General features: G+C 61.8%; 15 protein-coding genes, 1 tRNA gene and 1 pseudogene. 13 read left to right on the top strand and 4 right to left on the bottom strand.

Annotated features, from left to right (window positions below):
- Window positions 1–297: 297 nt before the first annotated feature.
- Complete coding sequence (locus NUH88_RS11185) at window positions 298–3,606, top strand: response regulator (protein WP_257766492.1); 3,309 nt, start codon at window positions 298–300, stop codon at window positions 3,604–3,606.
- A gap of 4 nt (window positions 3,607–3,610) precedes the next feature.
- On the opposite strand, the gene NUH88_RS11190 is transcribed toward NUH88_RS11185, so the two are convergent.
- Entirely contained in the window at window positions 3,611–3,847 is a 237-nt protein-coding gene (locus NUH88_RS11190) for an HP1242/YdcH family protein (RefSeq protein WP_257766493.1), read from the bottom strand.
- Window positions 3,848–4,026: 179 nt separating this feature from the next.
- Here NUH88_RS11190 and NUH88_RS11195 point away from each other — a divergent pair, with 179 nt between their 5' ends.
- Window positions 4,027–4,935: a DMT family transporter gene (locus NUH88_RS11195; RefSeq protein WP_257766494.1), complete on the top strand. Its 909-nt coding sequence runs from the start codon at window positions 4,027–4,029 to the stop codon at window positions 4,933–4,935.
- Window positions 4,936–5,344: 409 nt separating this feature from the next.
- Window positions 5,345–6,850 carry a DNA cytosine methyltransferase gene (locus NUH88_RS11200; protein ID WP_257766495.1) on the top strand — a complete coding sequence of 502 codons (1,506 nt, stop codon included), beginning with the start codon at window positions 5,345–5,347 and terminating at the stop codon, window positions 6,848–6,850.
- 1 nt (window position 6,851) lies between these two features.
- On the opposite strand, the gene NUH88_RS11205 is transcribed toward NUH88_RS11200, so the two are convergent.
- On the bottom strand, window positions 6,852–7,970 hold the full coding sequence (locus tag NUH88_RS11205) for a hypothetical protein (protein WP_257766496.1): 1,119 nt from the start codon (window positions 7,968–7,970) through the stop codon (window positions 6,852–6,854).
- Window positions 7,971–8,015: 45 nt separating this feature from the next.
- Here NUH88_RS11205 and NUH88_RS11210 point away from each other — a divergent pair, with 45 nt between their 5' ends.
- Window positions 8,016–8,510 (top strand): very short patch repair endonuclease, encoded by a 495-nt coding sequence (locus NUH88_RS11210; protein ID WP_257766497.1) that lies wholly within the window; start codon window positions 8,016–8,018, stop codon window positions 8,508–8,510.
- Window positions 8,511–8,774: 264 nt separating this feature from the next.
- Here NUH88_RS11210 and NUH88_RS11215 read toward each other — a convergent pair.
- Window positions 8,775–8,849, bottom strand: a tRNA-Gly gene (locus NUH88_RS11215).
- A 213-nt stretch (window positions 8,850–9,062) separates the two neighbouring features.
- Here NUH88_RS11215 and NUH88_RS11220 point away from each other — a divergent pair.
- From NUH88_RS11220 to NUH88_RS11240, 5 genes and pseudogenes are all read left to right on the top strand, one after another.
- Window positions 9,063–9,602, top strand: a complete 540-nt coding sequence (locus NUH88_RS11220; RefSeq protein WP_257766498.1) for a prolyl-tRNA synthetase associated domain-containing protein — start codon at window positions 9,063–9,065, stop codon at window positions 9,600–9,602.
- 69 nt (window positions 9,603–9,671) lie between these two features.
- The gene (gene trxA / locus NUH88_RS11225) at window positions 9,672–10,577 is read left to right on the top strand and encodes a thioredoxin (protein WP_257766499.1); all 906 of its coding nucleotides are present in this window, start codon (window positions 9,672–9,674) and stop codon (window positions 10,575–10,577) included.
- Window positions 10,578–10,643: 66 nt separating this feature from the next.
- Complete coding sequence (locus tag NUH88_RS11230) at window positions 10,644–11,270, top strand: LON peptidase substrate-binding domain-containing protein (RefSeq protein WP_257766500.1); 627 nt, start codon at window positions 10,644–10,646, stop codon at window positions 11,268–11,270.
- Window positions 11,257–11,463 (top strand): annotated as a pseudogene (locus NUH88_RS11235) (Trm112 family protein); the annotation flags it as partial. The gene NUH88_RS11230 and the pseudogene NUH88_RS11235, both read left to right, overlap by 14 nt.
- Window positions 11,464–11,536: 73 nt before the next feature.
- Window positions 11,537–11,911, top strand: coding sequence for a gamma-butyrobetaine hydroxylase family protein (locus NUH88_RS11240; protein WP_257766502.1), 375 nt, complete (start codon window positions 11,537–11,539; stop codon window positions 11,909–11,911).
- A gap of 10 nt (window positions 11,912–11,921) precedes the next feature.
- On the opposite strand, the gene NUH88_RS11245 is transcribed toward NUH88_RS11240, so the two are convergent.
- Window positions 11,922–13,154, bottom strand: a complete 1,233-nt coding sequence (locus NUH88_RS11245) for a UbiH/UbiF/VisC/COQ6 family ubiquinone biosynthesis hydroxylase (RefSeq protein ID WP_257766503.1) — start codon at window positions 13,152–13,154, stop codon at window positions 11,922–11,924.
- 341 nt (window positions 13,155–13,495) lie between these two features.
- Here NUH88_RS11245 and NUH88_RS11250 point away from each other — a divergent pair, with 341 nt between their 5' ends.
- The 4 genes from NUH88_RS11250 to NUH88_RS11265 all read left to right on the top strand — a co-directional run bounded on the left by NUH88_RS11250 (window position 13,496) and on the right by NUH88_RS11265 (window position 19,066).
- Complete coding sequence (locus NUH88_RS11250) at window positions 13,496–13,834, top strand: P-II family nitrogen regulator (RefSeq protein ID WP_028466168.1); 339 nt, start codon at window positions 13,496–13,498, stop codon at window positions 13,832–13,834.
- Between the two features lie 12 nt (window positions 13,835–13,846).
- On the top strand, window positions 13,847–15,169 hold the full coding sequence (gene amtB / locus NUH88_RS11255; protein WP_257766504.1) for an ammonium transporter AmtB: 1,323 nt from the start codon (window positions 13,847–13,849) through the stop codon (window positions 15,167–15,169).
- 223 nt (window positions 15,170–15,392) lie between these two features.
- Complete coding sequence (locus tag NUH88_RS11260; RefSeq protein WP_257766505.1) at window positions 15,393–16,583, top strand: aminotransferase class I/II-fold pyridoxal phosphate-dependent enzyme; 1,191 nt, start codon at window positions 15,393–15,395, stop codon at window positions 16,581–16,583.
- Between the two features lie 29 nt (window positions 16,584–16,612).
- Window positions 16,613–19,066 carry a DNA translocase FtsK gene (locus NUH88_RS11265; protein WP_372743517.1) on the top strand — a complete coding sequence of 818 codons (2,454 nt, stop codon included), beginning with the start codon at window positions 16,613–16,615 and terminating at the stop codon, window positions 19,064–19,066.
- Window positions 19,067–19,225: the final 159 nt, after the last annotated feature.

The following is a 19,225-nucleotide window of genomic DNA, read 5'->3' on the forward strand; positions in this document are numbered from 1 at the left end:
GATTTCCTCCCGCGACCATAAGGCAGTCCCCATTGCATCCGAGGCTACTCTATTTGGAGTCGCCTAAGAAGGGGCAAATTATTGAATTTCAGGGACATACCGGTATCCGTGCCCCTGACGAAAGCGGCCGGACACCGTATCCATCGGCGTCGTCCCCGGGCGTGCGGTTCCACGCCTGTTGGTAGTCTACGCATCCAGTCTTAAGGGATTGGTAACGCGCCTTTGTGCACAGTGCCTGGAAATCTTGGATTTATTTCAAACCCGGCACCGGCGCGTTGCGCCGTTGAACGAGACGGAATGAAGGTTCGGATATTAGCTCTGGCGCCGGCCGCGATGATTGTCGCAGCCGCAGTGGGAATTGGGGTCTTTCTTTCGGCGGAGGCTCGCAGGACGCATCTTGCGGAAATCCGTATCGAACTGACGCAGGATCTCACCCTTCTGCGGACCCGGCTGGAAGGCCTGATCACCGCGAACGTTCGCTTGGTGGGCGGGATGGCGGCTGCCGTTTCGGCGGATCCGGATCTGACGGAAGAGCGCTTCGCCCGGATGGGCGAACGGATATTCACGAAGCGCCTGCAACTCCGCAATATCGGCGCTGCGCCGGATCTGGTGCTGCGTTACGTCTATCCGCTGGAAGGCAACGAAGGCGCGATCGGGCTCGACTATCGCAAAAATGAAGTGCAACGCGCGGCGGCGTTAAAAGCGCGCGATGCGCGCGACCTTGTCCTGGCAGGCCCGCTTAAACTTGTGCAGGGGGGCCTTGCCGTCATCGGCCGCTATCCGGTTTTCGTTAAAGAGCCGGACGGAAAGGAATCGTTCTGGGGCCTGGTTTCCGCCGTGATCGACATGGAGGAACTTTACGCCGCGGCGAAAATCGACCGCGACCCCGGCAAGATGGCGTTCGATCTCGCGATCCGGGGCCGTGACGGTCTCGGCATGGATGGCGCGGTGTTTTTCGGAGACGAGACTCTCTTCGAAGGAGAGTCTGTTCTGCAGCTCGTCAATCTGCCGGTCGGGGAGTGGGTTCTGGCGGCACGGCCGAAGGGCGGATGGATCGTGCCGTCTTCTGTCTATTGGCAGATCCTGCTGCCGGTCATGCTCATCGGTCTTTCCATTGCAGTGCCGGTCGCGGGCCTGGGGATATATCACGAGCGTAGACGCCGCGACTTGCAGTTTCTCGCGGCTCAGGAAGCGGTCCTGGTCGAAGCGAAAGAAAAGGCGACCGAAGCCGAGCGGCAGTTGCGCATCGCGCTGGAGGCAATGAACGGAGCGTTCGTGCTGTATGACCGGGACATGCGGTTCGTCCTCTGCAATGAGAGCTTTCTGGAACTCTATCCAAGTACCCGCCGGACCATGGTTCCGGGCCGGAAGCTTGAGGATATTCTGCGCGTTGCGGCCTATGAAGGCGATGTCAAGGAAGCGGCGGGCCGCGAGGAGGAGTGGGTCGCGATGCGGCTGCGGCAGTTCCACGAGCCCGGACCGGCGACCGAGCAGGAGTTGCCCGACGGACGCTGGGTCCGCATCCAGGATTCGAAGACACCGGATGGGGGCTTTCTGTCCTTCCGCGTCGATGTCACGGAATTGAAGCAGCGCCAGGAGGAAGCCGAGGCGGCCAGCCGGACAAAGTCCGCCTTCCTTGCCAATATGAGCCACGAGATCCGGACTCCGCTGAACGGCATCGTCGGGCTGGGGCGCCTTTTGCAACGGACGCAACTGGATACGGCGCAGAAAGACTTCGCCGACAAGATCGTTTCCTCGTCGCAGATCCTGCTCGGCATCATTAACGACATTCTGGACTTCTCGAAGATCGAGGCGGGTCAACTGGAGATCGACGCAACCGACTTCAACCTGAGGCAGGTGATCAATCAGGTGGGAAGCCTCGCCAGGGACAGGGCCGACGAGAAAGGCCTCGAGTTCGCAATCCATATCGATCCGGATACGCCGCTCGACCTCTATGGCGATCCGCTCAGGATCGCACAGATCCTGACGAATTTTTGCAGCAACGCGGTCAAGTTCACCAAAGCCGGGTCGGTAAAACTGTTCGTGCAGCCGGCCAACCTGACGGAACGCAGTGTCGAACTGGATTTCCGGGTCGAGGATACGGGCATCGGCATGACGGCCGAGCAGCGCGACAAGATTTTCAAACCCTTCGCGCAGGCGGACGTTTCGACGACCCGGCAGTATGGCGGAACCGGTCTCGGCCTTTCGATCTGCCTCGATCTCGTCGAGCGCATGGGTGGCAGGATCTGGGTCGAAAGTGCCTTCGGCAAGGGAAGCACGTTCCACGCGAGCCTGCCGCTCACGATCTCCTCCGGACCGGCGCATATGTCGGATCTGGAAAACGCGCCGTTCCATGATTGGCGCGTTCTCGTCGTCGATGACAGTGAAACGGCGCGGCTGGTGCTTATGGGCATGGTGCGCTCTCTTGGCCTCGAGGTGCAGGAAGCCGAGTCGGGCGAAGCGGCCTTGGACCGGATCGACAAGGAGCATTTCGATCTCATTGTGCTGGATTGGCTGATGCCGAATCTCGACGGCATCGATACGGCCCGCCGTATCTGCGAAATGATTCCCGAGGAAGGGGCGCGGCCGAAGATCGTGCTGACTACGGGAGCAAGTGCGGATGGCCTGACGGACGAGGCGCTCAAGGCTGGCGCCAGCGGAGTTCTCACGAAACCGTTTGCCCAGGATCGTTTTCTGCGGCTGTTGAACGTGCTGGGCGCCGACGGCGCCCTGGAAGAGGATGCCGATCAGCCCTTGGCGGCCAGCCTTGCTGGAATGAAGGTTCTCGTTGCCGAGGACAATGCAATCAACCAGCAGGTCGTCGAGGCCCTGCTTCGCCGGGCGGGCGTCGAGGTCGAACTTGTCGGCAACGGGCGGCTTGCGGTGGACGCGGTCTCGAGGGCCGGACCGCTTGGATATGACGCCGTTCTGATGGATATCCAGATGCCGGAAATGGACGGGATCGCGGCAACCCGGGCGATCAGGGAAGATCTTGGATTCGGCGACCTACCGATCGTCGCGGCAACGGCGCACGCGATGATGTCCGAAATCGAACGATGTTTCGAAGCCGGAATGAACGAGCATATCGCAAAACCGATCGATGAAGACAAGCTCTACGACGTGCTTGCCGGCGTTCGTGCCGGTCATTTTGACCAGATGGTCTTCGAGCCGGAAGACAAGGCGGAATCAGGCAGGCCGGAAACAGACGCGGCGGCGCCGGACGGGAAATCGGAGGAATTCGCGCCGTTCGCGCGGATGAAGAATCTTCTCGGCGACGACGAACTGGCCGCGCGCCTCTTCAATGAGTTCTGCCGCCAGAATTCGCGCACAGCCGGAAGGCTCGGGGATCTGCTCGCCGCGAACGACGGGGCCGAGGCGGCACGCCTTGCGCATCAGGTCAAGGGAGTCGCAGGCAACCTGGGACTGACCGCGCTGAGTGCAGCCGCGGCTGAACTGGAAACGCTGCTGCGTGACGAGACACGGACCGGATCGATACTCGACCCGGCCCGTGTTCGTTTCGAGGAAGCGCTTGAAGCCGCGCTTGACGGGGTTCGGACCTGTCTTCTCTCAAAGAACCTGCTCGAAGAAGACTCCTTCGAGGCCTGATCGGTCAGGCGGACAGGAAGCCTGCAACCTCATCCTTGAGCGCCAGACGCTTTTTCTTAAGGTCTTCGGCATAGGCATCGGAGGTGGTTTCGACTTCCGCCTCGATCCGGTGAATCTCCCGGTTCACCTCATGATATTCGTCGGCGAGCTTGGCGAAATGAGCGTTGCTCTGTTTCAGCTCGTGGATCTTCTGGGCCGCATCCGGGAATTCTTCTGCGAGCTCGTGCGGAACGTGGGACATTTTTGCTCCTGAATTTGCCGTTGTCCTCATTGACTGAAGGGATAGGAGCACGCGGCCAAGAGCGTTTCTTTGATCCAGGTCAAGTTGCTGTGCGGAGCGCGACACTTTTCGGCCTGCTGGCCAATCCCGGACCGCCACTATACCCTGCCCGGGTCACCTAGTTCCCGGGCCGCACCGTCATGCAACTCATCGCCGCCTTTTCCGCATTGCCGGCCCCGGTCCGCGCGACCCTGCTGATGTGCTCGGCGATGGTGTTCTTCACCTCGATGGGGATCTTCATCCGGCTCGCCTCGGAACACCTGCATGTTCTCGAGGTCGTGTTCTTCCGCAACTTCCTGGCGGTCGTGCTGATGGCACCCTGGATCATGCGGCAGGGGCTGGGTGCGCTCAGAACCGAGCGTTACGGGCTTTACAGCTTGCGGGCGGCGATCAATCTGGTCGCCATGGCGGCGGGCTTCGCGGCCATCACCATGATCCCGCTCGCCGAGGCGACGGCGCTGGGTTTCACCGCGCCGCTTTTCGCTACCATCGGCGCGGTTCTGGTGCTGGGAGAGGTCATTCGCGTACGCCGCGTCGCGGCACTCGTGGCGGGTTTCGTCGGCATGCTCATCGTGCTCCGGCCGGGCATGGAGGCGATCTCCGCCGGGGCCCTGCTCGCGCTCGGCAACGCGCTCGGAATCTCGGTGACCGCACTGGTGGTGAAGAAACTGACGGCGACGGAACGGCCCGAGGCGATCGTGCTCTGGATGGTCCTGCTGCAGAGCCCGCTTTCGCTGGTTCCCGCGCTCTTCTTCTGGACCTGGCCGGACGCGATGACCTGGCTCTGGCTCTTTTGCCTCGCCGGTGCCGGCACGCTCGGCCACATGTGCTGGACCCGGGCCTGCGGGCTGGCGGAAATCACCCAGCTGCAGCCGCTCGAATTCGTCAAGCTGCCGCTGATCGCGGTGATGGGGTTTCTGTTGTTCGGAGAGGGGCCGACGCTCTGGGTCTGGCTCGGCGGCGCGGTCATCTTCTGTTCAACCGCCTATATCAGCCACCGCGAAGCGGTCATGGCACGGCGCAAGGCCCGCGAGGCTGCCGGGAGGTAAGTGTTTCGTAATGGAACTGTTTATCGGAGTAGGGCCATGACGGCGTGTTTTGCATAGTCGAAGCTAGATGGACGGACGACCGACCTTCGTCTCGAGATCGTTCGGATGGCCGGCCGAAAAACGTCCAACGGCTTCCATAAGGTCCAAGTAGAGGAATCTTTCCAACTGCTCAAAAGTGTGCAGTAATGCGCAGCGTGGCAGTGTGGAAAGAGCCGTGAGCACGACTGAAGGCAAAACCGTTCGTTTGCAGGTCCTGTTGGACGAGGATGAAGCGGCTCGGTTTCAGCGATATTGCGACGAGCGTGGGTTCAAGAAATCCACCTTGGCCGCTCGGCTGATACGTGAGCACCTCGACAGTGAGATTGGGCCAACCCAACGGTCTCTGTTTCGCGTTGGAGAGCAATGAAACATGACTGCTACTGGTCCTGACAATGCGTTGGTGCGGAAGCTGATTCGGGCGAATTCGGGCGGCCAGCTACGTGTCCTCGACCTCTTTTCCGGGTGTGGGGGCCTGTCCCTCGGTTTCGACGCCGCAGGTTTTAACATCGCAGGTGCCGTCGAGTTCGACCCCCACGCAGCTCAGTCACACGGTCTGAATTTTCATGGCGGGGACGCCAAGCACTCGAACCCATATGACATTACCGATACTGACCCAAAGAGGTTCGCTGACGACCTTGAGCTTGGGCCAGTGGATGAGGCTATTGATGTTCTGGTTGGTGGCCCTCCGTGTCAGGCATTTGCAAGAGTGGGAAGAGCTAAGCTTCGAGAAGTGGACGAGCACCCGGAAGCATTTCTTCATGATCCCAGGGCACAACTGTACAAGTCTTACCTGGACTATGTTGAAGCCTTTAAACCTCTGGCACTTCTCATGGAGAATGTTCCGGATGTCCTGAACCACGGCGGGCAGAACATCCCGGAAGAAATTTCCGATGTGCTTGAAGCCAAGGGATATGTCTGTCGGTACACGTTGCTCAATTCGGTCTTCTACGGCGTACCCCAGATGCGGGAACGGATGTTCCTCGTGGCATATCGAAGAGAGCTTGGCATCAATCAACCCAGTTTTCCTGAGCCGACCAATGCACACCGGCTTCCGCCAGGATATGACGGCTCACGTGCTGTCGCACTGAAACTTCTCAATGGTCTGTTTGCAGGTGCTCACGACTATCTGGAGCCCCCCGCATCATCGGGTGATCTTGCCCCGGCTGTGACAGCTCATGAAGCTATAGGGGACCTTCCGCCGATACTTGCGAGGGAGGCTTTGGCTGACGGTAGTCTAAAACGGGGTGCTCGGCGGTTTGATATCCCAACCGTGGGCTACGAGATCGATCGGCCCTTGTCCGACTATGCGGCGATCCTGAAGCAATGGCCTCGGTTCGAAGCTCCGGCGGCCGGACTGTTCGACCACCAAATTCGGTACCTGCCACGAGACTACGATCTGTTCGCCTTGATGCGGGAGGGGGCCGAGTACCCTGAACTTCATCGCATGGCGACGTTGCGGTTCGAGAAGCAAGCCGTGAAACAGGGGCTTCGAGCAAACTCGCCCGAATGGGACGAACTCAAGGCCGCGATGGTGCCACCCTATGACCCTGGAAAGTTCCCGAACAAATGGTGGAAGCTCCAGAGAGACAAACCGGTGCGGACACTGATGGCCCATCTGGGAAAGGACAGCTACAGCCACATCCACTACGACAGTGCTCAGGCTCGGACCATATCGGTTCGTGAGGCTGCCCGCCTTCAGTCGTTCCCGGACGGTTTCCGATTCTGCGGAACCATGAACCCTGCATTTCGTCAGATCGGAAATTCGGTTCCACCTCTTCTGGCCAAACGGGTTGCGGAGGAGATGCGGCGAACGATTAAGAATGCGGTAACCGGACTAGCCTCGCCTCAGACAACAGCGTCTCAGGCAGCTGAGTAGGTCAATCTGTTGGTTCGTCTGGCCGATCCACTCTGATGGGTTCGTTCCACGCCAGTCCACTTGGATGAATGGTGAAGCCCGTTGGCCGAACCTCTGGCGGAAGGGTTTTACTGCTTTCGAGAATGGACTTCGCCAGCTCGTTCATCGGTTCGGAAATCCGGACGTTCGCACCGTCTTCATCCAGATCGAAGACCCGGATGATGCGATAGGGCGTCTCTTCCGCCGCCGCTGCGACTTCTGCACCGGATATGTGGAATGGATTCTCAAATCCATAGGTCGTCGATTTTGCGTCGAAGCGGGTTGGGTCGTCGCCGGTTACCTCGAAGTCCCAGGGTGCGGCAGCGTTCTCCGTGGACGTCCATTCAAATGCAGCAAACTCCCCGTTTTTCTGCATCTGCGTAAGCAATTGGTTCGCCAGCGTTTCACCATCACTCCCGACCCGCTCCGCTTTCTCGCGGGCTGACGTCAACTCCTCTCTTGAGATTATGCGACCTTTACGTGCCCGCAGTCTCCGGGCGGTCTCATCCGTGCCGAGGCTCCCTTCTTCAAGGGTCTTCTGAAGCTCCTCATCTTTCAGAAGTGCCTGAATGGGATGTTCAGGTCCGACGCCTGCGTTGGTCACAATTTCGTCGAGCAATGAGCGAGTTGTTGACCACATTGATCTGGCCGCAGGCTGTGTTGCTTGTAGGCGGGAATGCAGCTCTGCATCGTCTCCAGATTCGATGAGGACGATCCGAACTGCTTCTGGCCTTGCATCTCCGATGAATTCAATGACGGCGATATCGTTCGGAGACAACGAATCGAAGCGTCCGTCGTCTCCCTCCGGATCGGGGACCGCCGCACCGTTCAATCGCCAGTTTTTGTAGGCACTCTTCTTGGTGACTGATCTCGGGAATTTGTACGGATCAGACTCGCCGGGGCCAAATACCGTGACACGAACTGGCAGTTCTACGTCAACTCCATGCGAAGCTTCGGCAAAATCTGGGTAGTGTTCCTTCGCAAACACGTCGGCATTGAGGTTAATGGCCTTCTGATTGCTCTTCTTGTTCTGCTTATAGAAACTGTCAAAAAACGTCAGGTCTGATGCGGTCAGGACCTTGATCGTCAATTTTTCAGGCATTCTGCTCCCCCGAAAGGCCGACCTGGATGAATGCGGGCTTTCTACATGAAACCGTCGAAACCTCTAACGCGTTCTGAGGTCATGTCCCGGATCAGAGGCAAAGACACCCGCCTTGAGGTCCGGCTTCGAACCGCACTGCACGCAAAAGGATTTCGATACCGGCTTCATGATAAACGTTTACCGGGAAAACCTGACCTTGTCTTTCCCGGTAGGAAGGCCGTTGTCTTCATTCACGGCTGTTTCTGGCACGGGCATGATTGCCATCTCTTCAAACTTCCCAAGACCAACAGCGAGTTCTGGAGCGAGAAGATCGCGGCAAACCGTTCACGAGACCGGGATCACCTGAGCCGATTAACGGCAAGTGGATGGAACTGTCTGGTGGTCTGGGAGTGTGCTGTTCGAGGGAAAGATCAGCAATCGTTCGAGCGAGTGATCGACACCCTCGCAGATTGGCTAAACGAATGTGGAAAGGTCAATGGAGGTACCGCACCGTCGGCCACAAGAGCTATTGGAGGGGTTACTGAAGTGCAGGGTCAGTAAGCAAGTGCTGGGAGGCCATGCAAACGATTTCCGCCTCAAACTTAGAAATTGCTGACCCGCAGAATGGATCGCCCTACATAGCGGTAGCCTTGGAAAGGCTCCACCTATGTCGTACGTGTAGAAAGCGAAGTGCTTGGTTGCGGTTGGCCAACACAACAGACCTCGACTACCGACTGGTAGCCCCATGGTAGCCGGACCCACAAGCGAAAAGCGGCCCCCGAAGGAACCGCCTTTTCATATTCTTGACCTCCCTTGGAGGGAGATTGGAGCGGGCGATGAGATTCGAACTCACGACCCCAACCTTGGCAAGGTTGTGCTCTACCCCTGAGCTACGCCCGCGTCCAGCGGCGTCTGACGACACCGTCAAGAGGCCGCGATAATACAAATTGCTCTTCGCAATGCAAGCCTCGAAATGACATTTTTTTTGCCGGCACCGGCGGGGCTGCCGTTCGCCTACGAAACCCTTGGTTTTTCCGGCTTTTCCGGCTATTTCCTGTGCCCTTGGGCAGCGCCCGTCTCGGCGCGCTGGCGGAGCGGCAAGCGGAAGGTTTCATGGCTGAGGGTGAATCCAGCGGCGAAGACGGCAAGCAGGGCCCGATGGCGCCGGACGAATTGCTGGCGCATCTCGATGCATGCGGGATCGCCTACGACCTGCACCGGCATCCGCCGCTTTTCACCGTCGAGGACAGCAAGGCGCTCCGGGGCGAGCTCCCGGGCGGGCACTGCAAGAACCTCTTCCTGCGCGATCGCAAGGGCAAGATGTGGCTGGTGGTGACGCTGGAGGACCGGCCGATCGACCTGAAGCAGCTCGGCGCGGCGTTTGGCGGCGCGCGTCTGTCCTTCGGCAGCCCGGACCGGCTGATGCAGTATCTCGGCATCATCCCCGGAGCGGTCTCGCCTTTCGCGCTGATCAACGATACGGGCCGCGCAGTGAGCGTGGTGCTCGACAAGGACATGCTGGCGCACGATCCGCTGAACTATCATCCGCTTTCGAACGAGATGACGATCGCGGTCTCGCCCGCGGGTCTGCAAGCGTTTCTCGCCGATCTCGGCTATGTCCCGGAGATTCTCGATTTCGGATCGCTCGGCTGATCCGGCCAGGCCCTTGTCAAGCGAAGCCACCGGTCAATCTTTACCCTTAAGCAAAGAACGGACGACCCAATGGAAACCCTCATCAACGCGGCGCCAGATCCCGCCGATCTGATCAAGGACTCTGACCAAAACAGCTTCATGGCCGACGTCATCGAAGCCTCCCGCGAGACCCCGGTCATCGTCGATTTCTGGGCGCCCTGGTGCGGTCCCTGCAAGCAGCTGGGTCCGGCGCTGGAGAAGGTGGTAAAGGATGCGGGCGGTGCGGTCCGCATGGTGAAGGTCAATATCGACGAGAACCCGGCCATTGCGCAGCAAATGCGGGTCCAGTCCATCCCCGCCGTCTTCGCCTTCTTCCAGGGCCGCCCGGTGGACGGTTTCCAGGGGGCATTGCCGGAAAGCCAGATCCGCGAGTTCGTCAAACGCCTGACCGGCGGCGCGGCCGGCGATTCGCCGCTCGACGAGGCGCTGGACGCCGCCGATCAGATGATGGAGGCGGGCGACGCGCAGGGCGCTGGCGGGATCTACAGCCAGGTTGTCCAGCACGACCCGGAGAATATCCGCGGCAATGCCGGTTTGATCCGCGCGCTGGTCGCCATCGGCCAGGTCGAGCAGGCGCAGCAGGTGATCGAGCAGCTGCCTGACGCGGTGAAGAAAGCCCCCGAGGTCCATGCCGCCATCTCCTCGCTCGAACTGGCAAGCGAAAGCGTCGACGCGGGCGAGGAAGCGGAACTGCTGGCCGCAATCGATGCGGATCCCGACAATCATCAGGCGCGCTACGATCTCGCGATGGCCCGATTTGCAGGCGGTGACCGGGAAGGCGCGGTCGAGGCCCTGATCGAAAGCATCCGCCGGGACCGCGAGTGGGAAGAGCAGAAGGCGCGCAAGCAGCTGGTGAAGTTCTTCGAGGCTTTCGGCCATACGGATCCGGTCACCATCCAGGGCCGCCGCAAGCTGTCCGCCGTACTGTTTTCCTGATCCGGGAGGTAAGAGGAAATGCCGGATACCCTGTCGCGCAGCCCTTTTTCTCCAAACCTGGAGGATATGCCTGCCTGCATTCCGGTTTTTCCCCTGCCCGGCGTATTGCTGCTGCCGGGCGGCAAGCTCCCGCTCAATATCTTCGAGCCGCGCTATCTCGTCATGACACAGGATGCGCTGGCGACCGACCGGCTGATCGGGATGATCCAGCCGGCCGAAGCGGGCGAGGCCGATACTCCCTGCCTGCAACGGACCGGATGCGCGGGCCGGATCACATCCTTCTCGGAGACCGAGGACGGGCGTTTCCTGATCACGCTGACGGGTGTCGCGCGCTTCCATGTCGAGCAGGAACTCGAGAGCCGCTCCGGTTACCGGCGCGTGGTGGCGGACTGGTGCAGCTTCGCCGACGACTTCAAGGCCGCGGGGGACAATCTGGTACTGGACCGGCAGCGCTTGATGCGCGGTCTGAAAGAGTATTTCGAGATCCAGGGCATCCGCGCCGACTGGGAGTCGATCCAGAATGCGGAGGATTGCCAGCTCGTGACCACGCTCGCCATGGTCTGTCCCTTCGGACCGTTGGAGAAGCAGGCGCTACTGGAGGCGCCGACCCTGCAGGAACGTGGCGAGACCATGCTGACCCTGCTAGAGATGGCGGTCCACGATCCGAGGGACGAGGATTATGCACGGCACTGACAAGCCCGCCGCCGGCGCGGCCGAGCGCGAGGTCGATCCGAAACTTCTGGAAATTCTTGTCTGCCCCGTGACCAAGGCGCCCCTGACCTATGATCGGGAACGCTCGGAGCTGGTGAGCGAGCAGGCACGGCTGGCCTATCCGATCCGTGACGGCGTGCCGATCATGCTGCCCGACGAGGCACGGCATCTGGACGATGACCGCGATCCGGTCGCCGAGGGCGCGGCGGCGATCAAGATCGTATCGGACCAGTCCGCGGAGGCCTCGCGTGAGTGAGAGTTTCGCGACAGAGATCTGGCCGACGGAGATCCGTGTCCAGTCTGCGGAAAAACGCATCGAGATCGATTTCGATACCGGCGAGAGCTTCAGCATTCCGGCCGAACTGCTGCGCGTCGAAAGCCCGTCGGCGGAAGTCCAGGGGCATGTGCCGTCGCAGAAAAAGCTCGTCTCCGGCCGCGCCCACGTGAACATCATCGGCATGGAACCGGTGGGAAATTACGCCGTGCGGATCAAGTTCGACGATCTGCATGACAGCGGCATCTATACTTGGCGCTATCTGCACAAGCTGGGTGCGGAGAAAGACCAGATCTGGACCCGGTATCTGAAGGAACTGGCCGAGGCCGGCCTCAGCCGGGAACCTTGACGGCTCAGCCTTAGTTCCGCGACGGATCCTGCATCAGGCGCGGCAGGTTGCCGGTCGTCCCCATGGCACTGCGCATAAAGGCCCGTTTCAGAGGGCCGATGCGCTGTACCAGCCCGAGCCCGACATCCCGCAAAAGCTTTATGGGCGCCGAGTTGTTCGAAAACAGCCGGTTGATTCCGTCGGTAGCCGCAATCAGGCTCATTACGTCGAAACGGCGCCAGCGCTGGTACTTCTCCAGCACCGGCGCTGAGCCGAAATCGATCCCGAGCCGCATCGCGTCCTCGATAGTGTCTGTCAGCGCTGCGATGTCTCTTAGGCCGAGATTGAAGCCCTGGCCGGCGATCGGATGGATGCCGTGCGCGGCATCTCCGACCAGCACCAGGCGCGGGCCGATATAGCGTTCGGCATGGATCAGGCCGAGCGGATAGGCCCAGCGCTTACCGGAGACGTGGAGGGTTCCGAGCGTGTCTCCGAATGCCTCCTGCATCTCCAGATCGAACTCGGCATCGGATAGTGACAGCAGGGCGTCGGCGGTCGCGGTCCGCTCGCTCCAGACAAGGCAGGAGCGGTGCGCGCCGTCCTCGTCGTCGAGCAGCGGCAGCATGGCGAAAGGCCCGGCCGGCCGGAAATGCTCGAAGGCGATATTGTCATGCGGGCGGCTGTGCCTGACCGTGCAGGTGATGGCGGTCTGGCCGTAGGAAAGCTCGGTGGTCCGGATCCCCGCCCGGCGGCGGGTCGGCGAGGGCCGTCCGTCCGCTGCGACGGTGAGGCGCGCCGTCAGTTCCGTTCCATCCTTCAGGGTCGCCGTCACGTGGCCGGCGCTCGCCGCGAGGGCGGCGACCGAAGCCGGCGCGACCACCCGGAGCCGTTCCTTTCCGGCGGCCTCGCGGTAGAGACCGGCTTTCAGAGGGCCGTTATCGACGATGAACCCCATTGCATCCGATCCGGCATCCCCGCGGTCGAATTGCAGGAAAAGGGGTGAGCCGCCCTCGCGCACCCGAATATCTCCGATCGGGCAGGGCGGGACCGGCATCGCGTCCCAGACGCCGAGCCGTTCGAGCATTCGTTTGCTACTTTGGGAGATCGCCGTGGTGCGCCCGTCATGCGTCGCTGCGGTCTGAATTTCGGCCGGAACGGGATCGATGACGATGACGTCGAGGCCGATCGCCCGAAGCGCAAGGGCGGCGGACATGCCGGAGAGGCCCCCGCCGACAATCAGAACATCGCAATCCGGTTGAGTCATGACGCCGTTTCTCCGCAGTGATCGCGTCTCGATGGATGGATGCGAAGATACAAGCCGCTGGCACGCAAACAAGGCCTCGCGCGCTTTGTCGCAGGCCTTTTGCGATGCACAAAATTACATCACGGTTACGTTAGTGCCTAAAAAATGTGCATAAAATATATGCTCAAAGTTTCTGAGGATTCAAGGTTTCTCGAATAAGAAATTGATTCTAATTACAAATTCGGCCCGAGAGAATCTCGGCACACAATTTGTAATGTTTCCGCCGATCTGCGTTGAGCAGACAACCGCGCATGCCCGGAAACGGGCTGACGGTAAAGCACAACAGGAGAAGGTTGGGCGGCATGAAACTGATCATGGCAATCGTAAAGCCCTTCAAGCTTGACGAGGTCCGCGAATCACTGACCGCTCTGGGGATCCAGGGGCTGACGGTTAGCGAAGTCAAGGGCTTCGGACGGCAGAAGGGGCAAACTGAAATCTATCGCGGCGCGGAATACGCCGTGAATTTCCTTCCGAAGGTCAAAGTCGAAGTGGCGGTGCCGGACGACTTGGCGGAACAGGTGGTGGAAGCCATCCAGAAGGCAGCGAATACCGGTCGCATCGGCGACGGCAAGGTCTTCGTGCTGGATGTCTCCCAAGCCGTCCGGATCCGCACCGGCGAGACCGGCAACGACGCGCTTTAAGGAGTTCACCAGATGAGAAAATTTTTCGGCTTTTCCGCTCTGGCGGCTGTCACCGCGTCGGTTACGATCGCGCTGACCGAGTCCGCATCCGCGGCTGTTGAACCAGAGACGGCCTTCATCTTCAACACGCTGTCCTTCCTCATGCACGGGTTCCTCGTGATGTGGATGGCGGCCGGTTTCTGCATGCTCGAGGCGGGCCTGGTCCGCACCAAGAACACGACCATGCAGTGCGCCAAGAACATCACCCTCTACTCCGTTGCCGGCATCATGTATTGGCTCGTCGGCTACAACCTGATGTACATGGATGTCAGCGGCTTCATGGGATCCTTCGCGATCTGGTCCGCTTCTGACGACGTGATCACCGACGCCGGCTTCACCGGCGACGGCAGCGGTTATGCGGCGGCGTCCGACTGGTTCTTCCAGATGGTCTTCGTAGCGGCCACCGCCTCCATCGTGTCCGGCACCGTTGCCGAGCGTGTGAAGGTGTTCCCGTTCCTGATCTTCACGGTCCTGCTGACCGGCATCATCTATCCGATTCAGGGCTCCTGGACCTGGGGCGGCGGCTGGCTCAGCGAAATGGGCTTCTCCGACTTCGCCGGTTCCACGATCGTGCACTCCGTCGGTGGCTGGGCGGCGCTTGCCGGTGCCATCATCATCGGTGCGCGTACCGGTAAGTACGGCAGCGACGGTTCCGTCCACCCGATGCCGGGTGCGAACCTGCCGCTGGCGACCCTCGGCACGTTCATCCTGTGGCTCGGCTGGTTCGGCTTCAATGGCGGCTCCCAGCTCGCCATGGGCTCCGCCGCCGACGTTCGTGACATCGCGACCATCTACGTGAACACGAACATGGCTGCTGCCGCCGGCGTCGTTGCCGCGGTCATCCTGACCCAGATCATCTACAAGAAGCTGGACCTGACCATGGCCCTCAACGGTGCCCTCGGCGGTCTGGTCTCCATCACTGCCGAGCCGCTTGCCCCGAGCATCGGTCTGGCCGTGATGATCGGTGCGATCGGCGGCATCCTGGTCGTTGTCACCGTTCCGCTTCTGGACAAGCTGAAGATCGACGACGTTGTCGGTGCGATCCCGGTTCACCTGGTCTGCGGCATCTGGGGCACCATCGCCGTGGTGTTCTCCGGTGCGAGCTTCGCGACCCAGGTGATCGGCATTGTCGCCATCGGCGCCTTCGTCCTGATCACCAGCGCCATTGTCTGGGTGGTCCTCAAGCTGACCATCGGGCTTCGGGCGAGCGACGAAGAGGAAAGCCTCGGCCTCGACCGCGCCGAGTGTGGCCTCGAAGCCTATCCGGAATTCGGTTCGGGCTCCCAGCGGGTCTAAGACTTCCGAGAGTACCTTTCCAGGCGGGCCCGGATGGCAACATCCGGGCCCGTTCTCTATTTAAAACAATATTTTATTCGAATTTCGAACTATATGGCTTGAACGGTTCCTCAGGTGAGGATTTGCATTAAAGTTGCTCCATAACTATCGGGCTTATATTATAGATTCCCGATGAGATACGAACGGCACGGGTCCGAAGCCCGGCCGGACAGGGCAGCAATCGATGATTAACCCGGCGCTTCAACCGCTTAGCGACTATACCTTCGCGCGCCTGAACAGGATGTTGGAGAATGTGGAACCGGCCGCGGACAAGCGGCCGATCCTGCTCTCCGTCGGAGAACCGCAGATCCAGCCGCCGGCCTTCCTCAGCGAGATCGTTGCCGCCAACGGGAACCTCTGGAACAAGTACCCGCCGCCGAAAGGCGATCTCGCCTTTCGGGAGGCGGTCACCGGATGGCTGAACCGGCGTTACGGCATGCCGGACGGGATGCTCGATCCCGAACGCCACGTGACTTCGATCTCCGGGACCCGCGAAGCGCTCTACCAGCTCGGCTTCCTCGCCGTGCCGGAACGGAAGAACGGGCAGCAGCCGGTCATCCTGATGCCCAACCCGCTCTACCACTCCTACCGCGGCGCGGCGATGCTCGGCCGAGCCGAGCCGGTCTATATGAACGCGACCGAGGAGAACAATTTCCTGCCGCATCCGGAGAACGTGGCGCCTGAAATCCTCGAGCGCACAGCGCTCTGCTTCCTCTGCACGCCAAGCAATCCGCAGGGGCGGGTGGCGACGCTTGATTATCTGAAGCGGGCGATCGAACTGGCGCGGCAATACGATTTCATGCTCGCGGTCGACGAATGCTACGCCGAGATTTATCGCGGCGACCCGCCGCCCGGCGGCCTGCAGGCCGCGGCGGCGCTTGGCAGCAGCCTTGAGAATATCGTCGTCCTGCACTCGCTCTCCAAGCGCTCCAGCGCGCCGGGCATGCGTTCCGGCTTTCTTGCGGGCGATCCGGAGCTGGTGAAGCGCTATGGCGAGTACATCATGTTCGGCAGCGCCTCGACACCGCTGCCGGTGCTGCACGCGGCGACGGCGCTTTGGAAGGACGAGGCGCATGTCGAAGCGAACCGCGCGCATTATGCGGAGAACTGGCAGATCGCCAGCCGGGTGCTCGGCAACAAGGCGGGCTACCGGGAGGCGGAGGCCGGCTTTTTCGTCTGCATGCCGGCGGACGACGCGGCCGGGCTGACGAAACAAATCTGGCGCGAGCAGGCGGTGAAGATCGTGCCGGTCGGGCTGATGGCCCGCGAGGATGCGGACTGCGTCAATCCGGGCGATCCTTATGTCCGGATCGCACTGGTCTATGACACGGAAACCACGGAGGAGGGTTTGCGCCGGATCGCGCCTTACTTCTGAGGCGGCGGCGTGCCCGCGGGGACGAACGCATGAGCGCATCGACGAAGAGTGCCGGTAACGAGATGACGGGCGGTTTCCTGCCAGAGAATGTGCGCCTCTATCTGCGCCGTCGGGCGGCGGAGCTTTCCGGACTGCTGCTGCTCGCGCTCGCCGGTCTCGGCGCGGCGCTGCTGTTGAGCTATGCTCCGGCGGACCCATCCCTGAATGCCGCAGGGTCCGCGGAGGCGGCCAATCTGCTCGGCCATGCCGGCGCGATCGTCGCCGACGTGCTGGTGCAGACCATCGGCCTCGTCAGCGCGGTGCCGGTGCTGCTTTTCGCGGTCTGGGGCTGGCGCCTGCTGGCGCACCGGCCGCTGGAGCGGATCGCGCTCCGCATTGCCCTGCTGCCGTTCGCCCTGATCGCAGGCTGTCTCGCGCTTTCGGTGCTGCCGGTACCCGAAAGCTGGCCGCTCCGGGCCGGGCTCGGCGGCGCGGTCGGGACCCTCGTCCTGACCAAGATCTCCGCCCTCGGCGTGCTGGCGGCGTTCGACGCGGTCTGGATCGGCGCGGTTGCCGGGCTGCCCGCGCTCGGCCTGCTGCTCTGGACCTTCGGCGCTTCCTGGCGCGAATGGCTTGCGCTCGCCCGTGGCGCCGGTCGCGGCGTCGGAACCGCGGCCGCTCTTGGCGCGAAGGGTGGCGCGCTCGGCGGACGTGCGCTCGGCTCCGGCCTGGAAGCGACGGCGAGCCTTGCGCGCAAGGGATTCGATTCTGTCGGCCGCAAGGAACCCTCGCTCTCCGGAAAGAAATCGGAAGAGGCGCCGCGTCTCAATCCGGCACCGCGGAAGGCGCCCGAGGTGGAATCCTCCGCTCCCGTCCTGAAAGCGACCCCGGACGAGGCACCGGCCCCGCGCAAGGAGAAGGCGCCGGCGAAGAAGCCGGCCAAGGTCGCGCAGGCCAGCCTCGACCTGCCCAATGCCGGCGATTACGAGTTGCCGGCGATGGACCTCCTCGCCGAAGCGCAGGAAGGTGCCGCCGGCCCCGCGCCGGAAGCGCTGCAGGAGAATGCGCGGATGCTGGAATCCGTGCTCGGCGATTTCGGCGTGAAGGGCGAGATCGGCAAGATTCGTCACGGTCCGGTGGTCACGCTCTACGAGCTGGAGCCGGCGCCGGGGACGAAATCCTCCCGCGTGATCGGACTCTCCGACGATATCGCCCGCTCGATGAGCGCGGTCTCGGTCCGCGTGGCCGTGGTGCCGGGCCGCAACGTGATCGGCATCGAGCTGCCGAACGCGCGGCGCGACACGGTCTATCTGCGCGAGATCCTCGAGTCCGACATCTATGAGCGCTCCGGTGCCAAGCTCGGCATCGCGCTCGGCAAGGATATCGGTGGCACCCCGGTGGTGACCGATCTCGCCCGCATGCCCCACCTGCTGATCGCCGGCACCACCGGGTCCGGTAAATCGGTGGCGGTCAACACCATGATCCTCTCGCTGCTCTACCGGCATTCGCCGGAACGCTGCCGGATGATCATGATCGACCCGAAGATGCTCGAACTCTCGATCTATGACGGGATCCCGCACCTACTCTCGCCGGTCGTGACCGATCCGAAGAAGGCGGTGGTGGCACTTAAATGGACCGTGCGCGAGATGGAGAGCCGCTACCGGGCCATGTCCAAGCTCGGCGTGCGCAATATCGATGGCTACAACGCCCGCCTCGCCGAAGCGCGCAAGAAGGGCGAGGTGCTGAAGCGCCGGGTGCAGACCGGTTTCGACAGCGAGACCGGCAAGCCGGTCTTCGAAGAGGAGCCGCTCGACCTGACGCCGCTGCCCTATATCGTCGTGGTGATCGACGAGGTCGCGGACCTAATGCTGGTCGCCGGCAAGGATATCGAGGGCGCGGTACAGCGTCTCGCCCAGATGGCCCGGGCCGCCGGCATCCACGTCATCATGGCGACACAGCGCCCCTCGGTCGACGTCATCACCGGCACCATCAAGGCCAACTTCCCGACCCGGATCAGCTTCCAGGTCACCTCCAAGATCGACAGCCGCACCATCCTCGGCGAGCAGGGTGCGGAACAGCTCCTCGGCCAGGGTGACATGCTCTACATGGCCGGCGGCGGCCGCATCACCCGCGTGCACGGCCCCTTCGTTTCCGACGAGGAGGTGGAGGACGTGGTGCGCCATCTCCGGGCCCAGGGCGAGCCGGAATATGACGACAGCGTCACCGAGGACGACGGCGAGGGCGGCGGCGACGGCGGCTTCGGCGATCTCTCGGGGCTGGCCGGCGGCAATACCGACAGCGGCGACGCGCTCTACGACCAGGCGGTCGCCATCGTCGCCCGCGAACGCCGCGCCTCCACCAGCTTCATCCAGCGCCACCTGAAAATCGGATATAACCGGGCGGCGACTCTGATCGAGCGGATGGAGAGCGAGGGCGTCGTGAGTTCCGCCAACCATGTGGGCAAGCGCGAGGTTCTGGTGCGGAATCCGAACGAGGACGAGTAGGGGGCGTTCGCTCCTTCCTTATCCAACAATAACCATCGTCATCTCCATGCAAATGGGGACCCAGGGATCGTAGAGCGACCACCTGCATCCCTAGGTCCCCGCATTCGCGGGAATGACGACCGTTGAAGTTGCCCCAAAATCGCCGCTTGCACCCAAGCC

Source organism: Nisaea acidiphila (assembly GCF_024662015.1).
Classification (GTDB): Bacteria; Pseudomonadota; Alphaproteobacteria; order Thalassobaculales; family Thalassobaculaceae; genus Nisaea; species Nisaea acidiphila.